This is a genomic window from Oxalicibacterium solurbis, from assembly GCF_014635845.1.
In the GTDB taxonomy this organism is placed as follows: Bacteria; Pseudomonadota; Gammaproteobacteria; order Burkholderiales; family Burkholderiaceae_D; genus Oxalicibacterium; species Oxalicibacterium solurbis.
Window position 1 is genome coordinate 109,872 of the sequence record NZ_BMDP01000004.1, and the last position, 14,587, is coordinate 124,458.

A 14,587-nucleotide genomic window follows, 5' to 3' on the forward strand; every position below is an offset into this window, starting at 1 on the left:
TAGCTAGCCAAGGAGCCAAAATGAACGCCAATCCGAAATTCCTGTCCGCCACGGCGACAGTCGACGAAGCAGCCATCCAGCCGCTGCCGAATTCCCGCAAGATTTACATCGAAGGTTCGCGTCCCGATATTCGCGTGCCGATGCGTGAGATTTCACAGTCCGATACTGCCGCCTCGTTTGGCGCAGAGAAAAATCCACCGATCTACGTGTACGACACCTCCGGTCCTTACACCGATCCATCGATCAAGATCGACATCCGCTCCGGCCTCGATACGCCGCGCCTGCCATGGATTCTGGAACGCAACGACACCGAGGAATTGCCAGGTCCGACTTCGGAATACGGCATCGAACGCCTGAACGATCCGCAATTGGCCGAACTGCGCTTCAACCTGCATCGCAAACCGCGCCGCGCACTGGCCGGCAAGAACGTGTCGCAGATGCATTACGCGCGCCAGGGCATCGTGACGCCGGAAATGGAATTTGTCGCGATTCGTGAAAACATGAATCGTCGCGCCTATCTGGAAGAGTTGAAACAGTCTGGTGAAAAGGGCGCCAAGCTGGCCGAGCTGATGGGCCGCCAGCACCCGGGCCAGTCGTTCGGTGCGTCGATTCCGATGGAAATCACGCCGGAATTCGTGCGCGACGAAATCGCCCGCGGCCGCGCGATCATTCCCGCCAACATCAACCATCCGGAAGTCGAGCCGATGATCATCGGCCGTAATTTCCTGGTGAAGATCAATGCCAACATCGGCAACTCGGCCGTCACCTCGTCGATCGGCGAGGAAGTCGAAAAAATGACGTGGGCAATCCGCTGGGGCGGCGACAATGTGATGGATCTGTCGACCGGCAAGCACATTCACGAAACGCGCGAATGGATCATCCGCAATTCGCCGGTACCGATCGGCACCGTGCCGATCTATCAGGCGCTGGAAAAGGTCAACGGCAAGGCCGAAGACCTGACGTGGGAAATCTTCCGCGACACGCTGATCGAGCAGGCCGAGCAGGGCGTCGATTACTTCACGATCCACGCCGGCGTGCGCCTGCAATACGTGCCGCTGACGGCCAAGCGCATGACCGGCATCGTATCGCGCGGCGGTTCCATCATGGCGAAATGGTGCCTCGCGCATCACAAGGAATCCTTCCTGTACGAACACTTCGAAGACATCTGCCAGATCATGAAAGCGTACGACGTGTCGTTCTCGCTAGGCGACGGCCTGCGTCCGGGTTCGATCTATGACGCCAACGACGAAGCGCAGCTCGGCGAATTGCGCACGCTCGGCGAACTGACGCAGATCGCGTGGAAGCATGACGTGCAGGTGATGATCGAAGGCCCGGGTCACGTGCCGATGCACCTGATCAAGGAAAACATGGACTTGCAGCTGGAACACTGCCACGAGGCGCCGTTCTACACGCTGGGCCCGTTGACGACCGACATCGCGCCGGGCTACGACCACATCACGTCCGGTATTGGCGCGGCGCAGATCGGCTGGTACGGCACGGCGATGCTGTGCTATGTAACGCCGAAGGAGCATCTCGGCCTGCCGAACAAGGTTGATGTCAAGGACGGCATCATCACGTACAAGATTGCCGCGCATGCTGCCGATCTGGCAAAAGGCCACCCCGGTGCGCAAATCCGCGATAATGCACTGTCGAAGGCGCGTTTCGAATTTCGCTGGGAAGACCAGTTCAATATCGGTCTGGATCCGGACAAGGCGCGGGAATTCCACGACGAGACTTTGCCCAAGGATTCTGCTAAAGTCGCGCACTTCTGCTCGATGTGCGGTCCGCACTTCTGTTCGATGAAAATCACGCAGGAAGTCCGCGATTACGCAGCCAATCAGGGCATTTCCGAAATCCAGGCGCTCAAGCAGGGCATGGAAGTCAAATCCATCGAGTTCGTCAAAAGCGGCTCGGAAATTTATCAGAAGCAATGATGTTTGAAATCGAACTGAACGGCGCACCGCACCAGGTCGGCGACGGCAACAATGTCGAAGAACTGGTGGCAGCCTTGTCGCTGGCCGGCAAGGCGGTCGCCGTGGCCATCAACCGCGAGATCGTGCCGCGCAGCCAGTGGGCTGACCGCAAGCTGCAGCCGGCCGATCGCGTCGATGTCGTGCGCGCCATCGGCGGCGGTTGAGTCGCCCGTGCCGGTGCGGCACTTGCCACCCGGCTTTTGATCATGCCTGCAGCATTCTGCAATTTTTGCAATGCGGGCCGCGGCGGACTTGCGACAAGGTCCGTACCGAAGAATACGGAAATCATCATGAGCCAATCCGCTCCACAATCCACGCCATTTGCCGATCAACCATTCGTCGTTGCCGGCAAGACCTATCGTTCGCGCCTGCTGGTCGGCAGCGGTAAATACAAGGACCTGACCGAAACGCGCGAAGCCAGTCTCGCCAGCGGCGCCGAGATCGTCACCGTCGCGATCCGCCGTGTCAACATCGGTCAGGATCCGAATGCGCCCAGCCTGCTCGACGCGCTGCCGCCATCCGAATTCACGCTGCTGCCGAATTCTGCCGGCTGCTACAACGCGGCTGACGCCGTCTACACGCTGCAGCTCGGTCGCGAACTGCTCGGCGGCCACAAGCTGTGCAAGCTGGAAGTGCTGGGCGACGAGAAAACGCTGTTCCCCAACATGCCGGAAACGCTGAAGGCGGCCGAGACGCTGGTGAAAGACGGCTTCGACGTGATGGTGTATTGCAGCGACGATCCGATTCAGGCGCGTATGCTGGAAGACATCGGTTGCGCCGCGATCATGCCGCTGGCATCGCTGATCGGTTCCGGCATGGGCATCCTGAATCCGTGGAACCTGTCGCTGATCATCGAACAATCGAAAGTGCCGGTGATCGTCGATGCCGGTGTCGGTACGGCATCCGATGCGGCGATTGCAATGGAACTCGGTTGCGATGGCGTGCTGATGAACACGGCAATCGCTGGTGCGCAGGACCCGGTGCGCATGGCCTATGCGATGAAGCTCGGCATCGAAGCCGGCCGCAACGCGTATCTGGCCGGCCGCATCGCACGCAAATTCGCCGCTTCGCCATCGTCGCCGATGGCCGGTCGCGTCGTCTGATCTCACAAGGAGAGTGAATATGGACAAGAAAGCAAATCTGCGCGGCTTGTATCTGGTCACGCCCGACTGGGACGATACCCGCAAGCTGCTGGAAATTTCCGAACTGGCATTGAAGGGCGGCCATATCGCGCTGCTGCAGTATCGCCACAAGACGGCAGACGAAGCGCAGCGTCGCGAACAGGCCGAATGCCTGCAAGCCTTGTGCCGCAGCTACCAGACGCCGTTCATCATCAACGACTATGTCGACCTGTGCCTCGCCCTCGATGCGGATGGCATCCACGTCGGCGGCACCGATGCAACGGTGGCCGAAGTGCGCAAGCAGGTTGGTGCGGACAAGATTGTCGGCGCATCCTGTTACGGCAGCCTGGAACGTGCGCAGGCGTCGGAAGCGGCTGGTGCCAGCTATGTCGCTTTCGGCGGTTTCTATCCGTCGCGCGTGAAGAAATATGAAGTCACGACCAAGCCGACCATCGTCAGCGACTGGAAAGCGCAAGGCAAGGTGCCGAGCGTTGTCATCGGCGGTATGACGAAAGACAACGCCGCGCCGCTGGTCGTCAACGGTGCAGATATGGTCGCTGCGATCAGCAGTGTGTATTTGGCCGGCGATCCGCAACGTGCGGTGCAGGAATTCAACGCACTGTTCGACTGATTCTTGAGTGAGGCGTCGCCTGATGCGGTGCTGCAGGGAGTCGAATAATCGACTATTCTTGCCGCCTTCAAAGCAATAAAGACAAAGGATTTTTTCATGCGTGCGATCGAGATTACCCAGCCGGGCGGACCGGAAGTGCTGCAACTGTGCGAGCGCCCGATGCCGGAAGCGAAAGCCGGCGAAGTGCTGATCAAGGTGCATGCAGCCGGCGTCAATCGCCCCGATGTGCTGCAGCGTACTGGCAACTATCCGGTGCCGAAAGGTGCGTCCGATCTGCCGGGTCTGGAAGTGGCCGGGCAAATTGTCGGCGGCGACTTGGCAGGCAGCGGCTTCAATCAGGGCGACATGGTTTGTGCACTGGTGCAAGGTGGCGGTTACGCCGAATACTGCACGGCACCGGCCGAACAATGCCTGCCGATTCCGAAAGGGCTGGATGCAGTGGAAGCCGCATCGCTGCCGGAAACCTTCTTCACCGTCTGGAGCAACGTCTTTGATCGCTGCCATCTGTCCGGCGACGAAACCTTTCTCGTACAGGGCGGTACCTCCGGCATCGGCGTGACGGCGATCCAGATTGCGGCGGCGATGGGACATCGCGTGTTCGCCACCGCCGGCAGCGACGACAAGGCGCGTGCCTGCGAAGTGCTGGGTGCCGAGCGCGGCATCAATTACAAGACCGAAGACTTCGGCGAAGTCGTCAAGGCCGCCACCAATGGCAAGGGCGTTGACGTGATTCTCGACATGGTCGGCGGCGAATATACGGATCGCGAAATTCGTTGCCTGGCCGACGACGGCCGCCTGGTCTTCATCGCACTGCTGGGTGGCAACAAGGCCAATATCAGTCTCGGCCAGGTGCTGCTGCGCCGGTTGACGATCACCGGTTCCACGCTGCGTCCGCGTCCGGTCGCGTTCAAGGCGGCGATTGCGCACCAGCTGCGCGCCAAGGTCTGGCCGCTGATCGCTGCCGGCAAGATCAAGCCGGTCGTGTATCAGACCTTCACGCTGGAAGAAGCGGCGCAAGCACATGTGCTGATGGAAAGCAGCACGCATATCGGCAAGATCGTGCTGAAAGTGGTTTGATGCGATTGCGTTGAATAAAAAACCCGGCATATGCCGGGGTTTTTTATGCGCATCACTTTGCGGTTATTGGAAGCGATCGAATCGTCAGGATCGAATTTTTACCGCGATCGGAGAAGGGATATGCCGATTGGCGGCGGCGAAAGGCGGTTTCATTGCCCGGCGATTTGCTTCAGTTCGTTAGCCTGCTTGCCGGGTTTCGGGTTGTAGCGGACGAGGCGTTCGATCAATATCGGGCCTTCTTCCAGCAGGAAATCATGAAACGCTTGCGCCACCGGTGGCAGGCGCTTGTTCCGGCGATGCACGACATACCAGTTCAGCATCACCGGGAATCCCACCACGTCCAGCACGGCCAGGCTGCCGGCCTGCAATTCCAGGCTGATCGTGTGTGCGGACAGGAAGCTGATGCCCATGCCGGCGATGACGGCCTGCTTGATGGTTTCCGTGCTGCGGATCTCCATCACGACGTTTTTCGGCATGTTGCCGGCCAATCCTTCTTCCATCGAGATCCACGTGTCCGAACCTTTTTCGCGGACGACGAAAGGCTCGTTCAGCAGCGCACTCAGCGGTATGTTTTTCTGCGATACCAGATGATGATCAGGGGCGGCAACGATCACGTACGGGTGCGGGGCGAATGCCTCGTTTTGCGTATCGATATCCAGCGGCGGACGTACCATGATCGCCAGATCGGTCAGATTGTTTGCCAATTGGTTCAGTAAACCTTCGCGATTGTGTACCGACAGATTCAGCGTCACGCCCGGATGGCTGCGCGCGAATTCGACCAGCAGGCGTGGGAAAAAGTAGTCGCCCGCGCTGATCACGGCAACGTTCAACTTGCCGCCGGTGATTCCCTTGAATTGCGTCATCGCATCTTCGGCTTCCTGGAATTGCTGGATGATCGTGCGGCTGTAATGCAGCAATTCTGCGCCGCCGGGCGTCAGGTAGATTTTCTTGCCGAGTTGCTCGAACAAGGGCAGGCCGGCGTGTTCTTCCAGCTTTTTGACTTGCGTCGAGACGGCAGGCTGCGTCAGGTGCAGTTCTTCGGCGGCGCGCGAAAAGCTCAAATGGCGGGCAACGGTTTCAAAAACCTTTAATTGCCGCAGCGTTGCATTTTTCATATTGCAGTCCAGCTATAAGTTCAAGGGAATTATTATGATTAATTACTTTAACTATGCCTAATCATTTTTTGTCCCTAAGATCAGCGAAATCACGAATAAACTTCGGGATTGGCAGTGAACCGGCATGTCGTGCGTCTGGCGCGCAAGGAGCTTTTGATCCGACGACCCGGTCACTACCATGATGGCGATATCGCGCATTTCCATAAATCAACTTTTGGAGCATTGCGGGGGAATCGACATCGAGCATGGCGTCGCACACGGTTGCCTCATGATCTGGCGCAACGGTGATCGCGATGCGAAGTGCTGCACTGCGCATGTCAGCTGACCTGCTGGATATCGCGCCGCGTGTAGCATGCCGCTCATTTCATTTTTTGCTCAAACGCGAAGATGATTGGTTGTTTCCGGCAGTGTGCCGCTCTGCGGATCAAGTTGTGCAGGGTGCTGCAATGCGCAGATTTTCGAATCTTAACCGAGGTCAAGGCGTTCGGACGGCGCATCCCCGACAATCCCGGCACCGTTTAAATTCGAGTCGAGAATTGCTAGAATGGCTGTCTTTTTGCTGAGAATATCGACGGTTTTTGCGTGGATGAAATGCAAAAAATATCGTAGCGAATCGCTGCTAAAAATTGGTTATCAATAAGGACGATCATGAATATCCACGAGTATCAAGGGAAAGAAATCCTGCGCAAGTACGGTGTCACGACACCGAAAGGCTTTCCATGTTTCTCCGTAGACGAGGCTGTGCAGGCTGCTGAAAAACTGGGCGGCAAGGTATGGGTTGTCAAGGCGCAGATCCATGCAGGCGGTCGCGGTAAAGGAGGCGGTGTCAAGGTTGCGAAATCGCTGGACGAAGTTCGCAAATACGCAAACGACATTCTGGGCATGACGCTGGTGACGCACCAGACCGGTCCGGAAGGCCGTCTGGTCAAGCGTTTGCTGATCGAAGAAGGCGCGGATATCAAGAAAGAACTGTACGTGGGTATGGTCGTCGATCGTGGCAGCCAGCGCGTTGCGCTGATGGCGTCGAGCGAAGGCGGCATGGACATCGAGCACGTCGCAGAACACACGCCTGAAAAAATTCACAAGGTATTCATCGATCCGGTCAAAGGTCTGCTCGACAGCGAAGCCGACGACATCGCTCGCAAGATCGGTGTGCCTGAAGGTTCTATCGGCCAGGCTCGTGCATTCATGCAAGGCCTGTACAAGGCGTTCGACGAGTCCGACGCATCGCTGGCTGAAATCAACCCGCTGATCGTGACCGGCGACGACCGTATCGTTGCGCTGGACGCGAAATTCAACTTCGACTCCAACGCGATGTATCGTCATCCTGAAATCCAGGAAATGCGCGATCTGGACGAAGAAGACGCAGCTGAAATCGAAGCATCGAAATTCGACCTGACCTACATCTCGCTCGACGGCAACATCGGCTGCCTCGTCAACGGCGCTGGTCTGGCGATGGCAACCATGGACGTCATCAAGCTGTACGGCGGCGAACCAGCCAACTTCCTCGACGTCGGCGGCGGTGCGACGACCGAGAAAGTGACCGAAGCATTCAAGATCATGTTGAAAAACCCGGACATCAAGGCGATTCTGGTCAACATCTTCGGCGGCATCATGCGTTGCGACGTGATCGCAAACGGCGTGATCGCAGCGGCAAAGCAGGTTGATCTGCAGGTTCCTCTGGTCGTTCGCATGGCGGGCACCAACGAAGAGCTCGGCAAGAAAATTCTGGCTGAATCCGGCCTCCCGATCATCACGGCTAACAACATGGCTGAAGCGGCTGAGAAAGTCGTCAAAGCAGCACAGGGGAAATAATCAATGTCTATCCTGATCAACAAAGACACCAAGGTCATCACCCAAGGTATCACCGGCAAGACCGGTCAGTTTCACACCAAGATGTGCATCGAGTATGCGAACGGTAAGAACTGCTTCGTCGCCGGTGTGAACCCGAAAAAAGCGGGTGAATCGTTCGAAGGCGTGCCAATCTATGGCACGGTTGCTGAAGCGAAGGCCGAAACCGGCGCCACCGTTTCCGTCATCTACGTTCCGCCGCCATTCGCTGCCGCTGCAATCGACGAGGCTGTCGACGCAGGCGTCGATCTGGTGATCTGCATTACCGAAGGCATTCCTGTGCGCGACATGATCCGTACCAAGCAGCGCATGGAAGGCAAGAAAACCCTGCTGCTCGGACCGAACTGCCCAGGCCTGATCACTCCAGACGAAATCAAGATCGGCATCATGCCGGGTCATATCCACAAGAAAGGTCGCATCGGCGTCGTTTCGCGTTCGGGTACGTTGACCTATGAAGCCGCTGGTCAGCTGGCTGAATTCGGCCTCGGTCAATCGACCGTCGTCGGTATCGGCGGCGATCCGGTTTCGGGTCTGAAGCACGTCGACGTGCTGCGCATGTTCAATGATGATCCTGATACCGATGCCGTCATCATGGTCGGTGAAATCGGCGGTGATGCAGAGGAAACCTGTGCACGCTGGATCAAGGACAACATGAAGAAACCGGTTGTCGGCTTCATCGCTGGCGTTACCGCGCCTCCGGGCAAGCGCATGGGCCACGCCGGTGCGATCATTTCCGGCGGTAAAGGTACGGCGCAAGAGAAGCTGGCAGTCATGGAAGCTTGCGGCATCAAAGTGACGAAGAATCCGTCCGAAATGGGCCGCCTGCTGAAGTCGGTTCTGTAAGCAAGTACCTGCTCTGCAATAGAGCGCAGCATCCGCGGAAGAAATGTTTCCGCGGATGCGGTTTTCATTCATTGCCGATCGGCTGCATGCCTGAGTGCAACGGCTGCTTCCGATGGACGCGACACCCTGCCGCGTTTATAATTTCGGCTCATTTATAGAAAGTCAAAAATGTCACAACGTTGGGTCCGTTTCAGCCACGCCGGCAACACGCAATTTGGTACGCTCGAAGGCGACAATATCCAGGTGCACACCGGCGACATGTTCAACAATCCGGTCAAGACCGACACGGTGCTGAACATCAATGACGTCAAGGTGCTGATGCCGGCCCAGCCGACCAAGATCATCGCGATGTGGAACAACTTCCACGCCCTCGCGAAAAAACTGAACCTGGCAGATCCGGCCGAGCCGCTGTATCTGATCAAGGCACCGAATTCCTATCTGAATCCTGGCGAGACGATCGAGAAGCCGCCGACCGATGAAAAAATCGTGTTCGAAGGCGAGCTCGGCATCGTGATCGGCAAGACCGCAAAACGCGTGTCCGAGGCGGACGCGTTGAACCATGTGTTCGGCTACACGGTGGCAAACGATGTGACCGTCGCCGACATCCTGTTCCGCGATTCCTCGTTCCCGCAGTGGGTGCGCGCAAAGGGCCTGGACACGTTCTGCCCGTTCGGCCCGGTCATTGCAACCGATCTCGATCCGACGATCCTGGTCGTTAAAACCATCCTCAACGGCGACGTTCGACAAGACTACCCGATCAGCGACATGCGCTTCTCGGTGCAACAACTGGTCAGTCTGATTTCCGCCGACATGACGCTGTACCCGGGCGACATCATCCTCTGCGGCACCTCTGTCGGTGTCGGCTCGATGAAGCCGAACAGCACGATTGAGGTCGAGATTGCCGGCATCGGCAAGCTCACAAACAGTTTCAAATAAAACTGAGGTAATGAGTATGAAAATTGCAGTTATCGGAGCCGGTGCAATCGGCGGATATGTTGCCGTGAAACTGGCATTGGCAGGCGACGATGTCACCTGTATCGTGCGTGGCGCCAATCTGGAAGCCATCAGCAAGAACGGTCTGAAACTGATCATGGATGACGGCACCGAACACGTCGCATCCAACGTCAAGGCGACGAACGATTACGACAAGGCAGGCCAGCAGGACATGATCATCCTGGCGATGAAAGCACACCAGCTGGAAGCGATCGCCGACGACCTGCACAAGCTGATCGGCCCGGAAACCGTCATCGTCACGATGCAAAACGGTATCCCGTTCTGGTACTTCCACAAGCACGGCGGCAAGCTGGCCGGTACGCGCGTTTCCAGCGTCGATCCGACTGGCAAGATTACCGAGAAGATTCCTGCTGACCGTGTCATCGGTTGCGTCGTGTATCCGGCTTCGGAATTGATCGCTCCGGGCGTTATCAAGCACATCGAAGGCGACCGCTTCCCGGTGGGCGAGCTGGATGGCTCGATCAGCGAGCGTGTCACCCGCGTTTCCGAATGCTTCACGAAGGGCGGCTTCAAGGCGCCTGTGCTGGACAACATCCGTGCTGAAATGTGGTTGAAGCTGTGGGGTAACCTGACGTTCAACCCGATCAGCGCATTGTCGCATTCGACATTGCAGGACATCTGCCAATTCCCGCTGACGCACGAACTGGCCGCTGCAATGATGACCGAGGCGAAAACGATCGCCAACAAGCTGGGCATCGAATTCCGCGTGCCGCTCGAGAAGCGTATCGCCGGCGCAGAAAAGGTCGGCAAGCACAAGACTTCGATGCTGCAGGACGTCGAAGCTGGTCGCGATCCGGAAATCGACGCGCTGGTGGGTTCCGTTGTCGAACTCGGTCGTCTGACCGAAACGCCGACGCCGCATATCAACACCGTCTACTCGCTGGTCAAATTGCTGGCGAAGACGATGGGCGAGGAAACCGGCCACGTCAAGATGCAGAAATGTGCCTGATAGGGTAAATCGCAGGTAAGAAACGCCCATGTCGATCTGATCGCATGGGCGTTTTTAATATGCGCGCTGACATGTCTGTCATCTGAGGGATTTTTGATTGCGTGAAGCCCGCGTAGCTTCATTGCTAATGGGGTGTAATTGACGCGCGAGAGTTCTATTTGTCTTGGCGGAGGGTTTTCTGACTGATTCTTAACCTGAATCAAGGAAACAGGGGCGCGCATCTCGCAAAATCCGCGGCTAATACGTATTAACACGTACTGGACGCAGAGCGCACAGTGTGTGAATATCGCCCACGGACAAGCATTATTTTTCCCACAGCTGTCCGCTAAGGTGGCACACTCTCGCAATTATTTGCGGTGGCCCCAAAAATACTAGGGAAAACTGAATTCGAGGTACTGTTGTTCAGATGTGCGTTCGATACGTCGAACAGACAGCTACCAGCAGGTTTGCAGATTGCGGAAAAAGGAGCCGCATGACGCAAGCCCATAATTTGAGAATGTTACATGGACATCGGGAATGCTCTCGAAGTCCAAAAACTTGATCCAGATCAAGAGAATTTTCGAAAAAAAGACACACCATCATTTTCGAAAAATATAAAAAGTAACTGCAGGTTATGTTTCGGTGCATCGAAGTCGCACGATGCCAGTGCTCACGAGGCGCTCAATAAAAGCGGCAGAAGTAAAAAAGTATCAAAATTATTATTCACAGGAGACAGTAAATGATCAAGGAATTCATTTCTAAAGGCGGTATTGCAAAAGCAACTCTGGGTGCCTTTGCTGCTGCAGCTCTGACAGCAACCCCGGCATTTGCCGCATGGAAGCCAACCAAACCGGTTGAATTCGTCGTTCCAGCCGGTACCGGTGGTGGCGCTGACCAGATGGCACGTCTGATCCAGGGTGCGGTCATCAAAAACAAACTGATGGATCAGCCGCTGATCGTCGTCAACCGTTCCGGTGGCGCTGGCGCTGAAGGTTTCCTTGACGTGAAGAACTCGAAAGGCGATGCACACAAGATTGTCATCACCCTGTCGAACTTGTTCACCACGCCGATGGCAACGGGTGTTCCGTTCAACTGGAAAGACATGACCCCGGTCGCCATGCTGGCACTGGATCAGTTCGTCCTGTGGACCAACGCTGAGAAGCCATACAAGTCCGCAAAAGATTACATCGATGCTGTGAAGGCTGCTGGCCCGAACAAATTCAAGATGGGCGGTACGGGTTCCAAGCAGGAAGATCAGATCATCACGGCTGGTCTGGAGAAAGCAACCGGCACTAAGTTCATCTACATTCCGTTCAAAGGCGGCGGCACGGTTGCTGTTCAGCTGGTCGGTAACCACATCGATTCTTCGGTGAACAACCCGATCGAAGCAGTCTCGCAATGGCGTGCGGGCAAATTGAATGCGCTGTGCGTGTTCGATACCGAACGTATGCCATACAAGGCAAAGATCACCGAAACCCAATCGTGGAACGACGTTCCTACCTGTAAAGAAGCCGGCATTCCGACCGACTACACGATGCTGCGTGGCATTTTCATGCCGCCAGGTGTAACGGCCGACCAACTGGCTTTCTATGTCGATCTGTTCAAAAAAGTGCGTGAAACGCCGGAATGGAAAGATTACATGGAGAAAGGCGCGTTCAACACGTCTTTCAAAACTGGCGACGACTTCAAGGCCTGGCTCGAAAATGCAGAGAAGCAGCACGCAACTCTGATGGAAGAAGCCGGCTTCATGGCCAAGAAGTAATCATAGGGCGCAATAGCTGATACTGCCCGCCGTACGCGGCGGCAGTATCAGTCCTCTGCCCGCACTCAAGTAAAAATTTCAGGAGCATTCCTCATGGATCAGAATTTGGAATCCGGCGATGGCGTTCGTACGGGCGTGGCTACTTACGTAGTCGATGCTGTGGTCGCCGCAATTCTATTGGCACTTGGCATCCTCATTATCGTGACTAGTTGGCGTCTCGGTGCTGGTTGGACGTCTACCGGCCCAGGCTCGGGTTATTTCCCTTTCGGCATGGGCGTTCTTATCGCACTCTCCGGTGGTGTTACCTTGGGCCAAGCCCTGTTCGGTAAAAACAAGAATATGGAAATATTCGCCGACAAGGAACAGATTACGCGCGTACTGCAGGTTTTTATTCCTTCGATCATCTATGTTGGCGGTATCGAGATTTTCGGCGTGTATGTCGCGTCCGCAGTTTTCGTCGCCTTGTTCATGATTTTCCTGGGCAAATATTCGGCCATCAAGGCAATCATTATTGCGTTCGCGGTTAATGCCGTGTTCTTCCTGATGTTCGAAGTATGGTTCAAGGTCCCACTGTTTAAAGGGTTATTGGATCCTCTGGCATTCCTCGGCTATTAAGCCTGGGCGGTCGAGGTGGCTGTTTAGTCAGAAGGAATTCAAGGAGTTTTAGTCAAAATGGATGAACTTAATTCACTATTTCACGGGTTCGCAGTACTAATGACCCCGGCCAACTTTTTGCTGATGATTGTCGGCATTACGTTGGGTGTTCTGGTCGGTGTTCTGCCGGGTCTGGGTGGCGCAAACGGTGTTGCCATTCTGTTGCCGTTGACGTTCTCGATGTCACCGACTTCGGCAATCATCATGTTGTCGTGCCTTTACTGGGGTGCGTTGTTCGGTGGTGCAATCACTTCCGTGCTTTTCAATATTCCGGGCGAGCCGTGGTCGGTTGCGACGACATTCGACGGGTATCCGATGGCGCAGAAGGGTGAGGCTGGAGCCGCACTGACTACCGCATTTACGTCGTCTTTCGTTGGTGCATTCCTGGCGGTCATCATGATCACCTTCCTGGCGCCGCTGGTTGCGAGCTTTGCACTCGAATTCGGTGCGCCTGAATTCTTCTCGGTTTACCTGTTGACGTTCTGCAGCTTTGTCGGCATGGGTAAAGGTTCGCCGATGAAGATTCTGGGTTCGATGGCACTGGGCTTTGCCCTGGCATGCGTCGGTCTGGATACGGTGACGGGTCAATTGCGTCTGACCTTCGGCTTCGAAGAGTTCATGCGCGGTTTCGACTTCCTGATCGCAGTTATCGGCTTGTTCGGTATCGGCGAAATCCTGTTGTCGATGGAAGAAGGCCTGGCATTCTCCGGTAAAAACGCGAAGATCAACCCAGCGGTTGTGTTCCAGACCTGGAAACGCCTGCCGCAGTTCTGGGTCACGTCGCTGCGTAGTGCGGCTGTCGGTATCTGGATGGGTATTACCCCGGGTGGTGCAACGCCGGCTTCGTTCATGTCCTATGGCCTGGCCAAGAAGATGGGCAAGAACGGTGCAAACTTCGGCAAGGGTGAAATCGAAGGCGTGGTCGCACCGGAAACCGCTGCGCACGCTGCGGGTACTTCGGCACTGCTGCCAATGCTGGCACTCGGTATCCCAGGTTCGCCGACGGCAGCTGTTCTGTTGGGTGGTCTGCTGATCTGGGGCCTGCAACCTGGTCCGTTGCTGTTCGTCGAGCAGCACGACTTCGTGTGGGGCCTGATCGCCAGTATGTACCTGGGTAACCTGGTTGGCCTGCTGGTTGTGTTGACCACCGTTCCGCTGTTTGCATCGATCCTGCGTATTCCGTTCTCGATCATCGCTCCGGTCATTATCGTGATTTGCGGTATCGGCGCGTACACGGTCGGCAATGCAATGTTCGATACCTGGCTGATGCTGATCTTTGGTATCGTTGGCTATCTGTTCAAGAAGCTCGACTATCCGCTCGCACCGCTGGTTCTGGCGCTGGTTCTGGGTCGTAATGCAGAAGACTCGTTCCGTCAGGCAATGCTGTCGTCGCAAGGCGACGTGATGATCATGTTCTCGAATGGTCTGGTCGGCAGCATTACCACGCTGGCATTGATCATGCTGTTCTGGCCGCTGATCTCGAAGATCATCGCAAAGATCCGTCCACCGAAAGAGGACGAATTTGCGGCGCATCGCGAAGCAGAATAAACGGCTGCAGTCGTTATAAAAAATCCCGCAAGGTTTGCCTTGCGGGATTTTTTTATTTCACGAAAGACAA

13 protein-coding genes are annotated in these 14,587 nt (G+C 56.1%); 12 read left to right on the forward strand and 1 reads right to left on the reverse strand.

Annotation, left to right across the window (positions count from 1 at the left end):
• Positions 1-20 precede the first annotated feature (20 nt).
• The 5 genes from thiC (at position 21) to IEV40_RS13475 (ending at position 4,802) form a co-directional block, all read left to right on the forward strand.
• Positions 21-1,934, forward strand: a complete 1,914-nt coding sequence (gene thiC / locus IEV40_RS13455) for a phosphomethylpyrimidine synthase ThiC (protein WP_188422597.1) — start codon at positions 21-23, stop codon at positions 1,932-1,934.
• Positions 1,934-2,137, forward strand: a complete 204-nt coding sequence (gene thiS / locus IEV40_RS13460; protein WP_188422749.1) for a sulfur carrier protein ThiS — start codon at positions 1,934-1,936, stop codon at positions 2,135-2,137. The genes thiC and thiS overlap by 1 nt, the downstream gene beginning before the upstream one ends.
• Before the next feature lie 126 nt (positions 2,138-2,263).
• Entirely contained in the window at positions 2,264-3,076 is an 813-nt protein-coding gene (locus IEV40_RS13465; RefSeq protein ID WP_188422598.1) for a thiazole synthase, read from the forward strand.
• A 19-nt stretch (positions 3,077-3,095) separates the two neighbouring features.
• The gene (gene thiE, locus IEV40_RS13470) at positions 3,096-3,725 is read left to right on the forward strand and encodes a thiamine phosphate synthase (protein ID WP_188422599.1); all 630 of its coding nucleotides are present in this window, start codon (positions 3,096-3,098) and stop codon (positions 3,723-3,725) included.
• Positions 3,726-3,821: 96 nt separating this feature from the next.
• Entirely contained in the window at positions 3,822-4,802 is a 981-nt protein-coding gene (locus tag IEV40_RS13475; RefSeq protein ID WP_188422600.1) for an NAD(P)H-quinone oxidoreductase, read from the forward strand.
• Between the two features lie 149 nt (positions 4,803-4,951).
• Here IEV40_RS13475 and IEV40_RS13480 read toward each other — a convergent pair whose 3' ends face one another.
• Complete coding sequence (locus IEV40_RS13480; protein WP_188422601.1) at positions 4,952-5,917, reverse strand: LysR family transcriptional regulator; 966 nt, start codon at positions 5,915-5,917, stop codon at positions 4,952-4,954.
• A 648-nt stretch (positions 5,918-6,565) separates the two neighbouring features.
• Here IEV40_RS13480 and sucC point away from each other — a divergent pair.
• The 7 genes from sucC to IEV40_RS13515 all read left to right on the forward strand — a co-directional run bounded on the left by sucC (position 6,566) and on the right by IEV40_RS13515 (position 14,517).
• On the forward strand, positions 6,566-7,732 hold the full coding sequence (sucC, locus tag IEV40_RS13485) for an ADP-forming succinate--CoA ligase subunit beta (RefSeq protein ID WP_188422602.1): 1,167 nt from the start codon (positions 6,566-6,568) through the stop codon (positions 7,730-7,732).
• Between the two features lie 3 nt (positions 7,733-7,735).
• A complete protein-coding gene (gene sucD, locus IEV40_RS13490) occupies positions 7,736-8,611 on the forward strand; it encodes a succinate--CoA ligase subunit alpha (protein ID WP_188422603.1) in 876 nt (291 codons plus the stop codon).
• A 168-nt stretch (positions 8,612-8,779) separates the two neighbouring features.
• Positions 8,780-9,547 (forward strand): fumarylacetoacetate hydrolase family protein, encoded by a 768-nt coding sequence (locus IEV40_RS13495; protein WP_188422604.1) that lies wholly within the window; start codon positions 8,780-8,782, stop codon positions 9,545-9,547.
• Positions 9,548-9,563: 16 nt separating this feature from the next.
• The gene (locus IEV40_RS13500) at positions 9,564-10,574 is read left to right on the forward strand and encodes a 2-dehydropantoate 2-reductase (RefSeq protein WP_188422605.1); all 1,011 of its coding nucleotides are present in this window, start codon (positions 9,564-9,566) and stop codon (positions 10,572-10,574) included.
• Positions 10,575-11,292: 718 nt separating this feature from the next.
• A complete protein-coding gene (locus IEV40_RS13505) occupies positions 11,293-12,315 on the forward strand; it encodes a Bug family tripartite tricarboxylate transporter substrate binding protein (protein ID WP_188422606.1) in 1,023 nt (340 codons plus the stop codon).
• Between the two features lie 93 nt (positions 12,316-12,408).
• Positions 12,409-12,930, forward strand: a complete 522-nt coding sequence (locus IEV40_RS13510) for a tripartite tricarboxylate transporter TctB family protein (RefSeq protein ID WP_188422607.1) — start codon at positions 12,409-12,411, stop codon at positions 12,928-12,930.
• Between the two features lie 57 nt (positions 12,931-12,987).
• Positions 12,988-14,517, forward strand: coding sequence for a tripartite tricarboxylate transporter permease (locus tag IEV40_RS13515; RefSeq protein ID WP_188422608.1), 1,530 nt, complete (start codon positions 12,988-12,990; stop codon positions 14,515-14,517).
• The last annotated feature ends 70 nt before the right edge of the window (positions 14,518-14,587 follow it).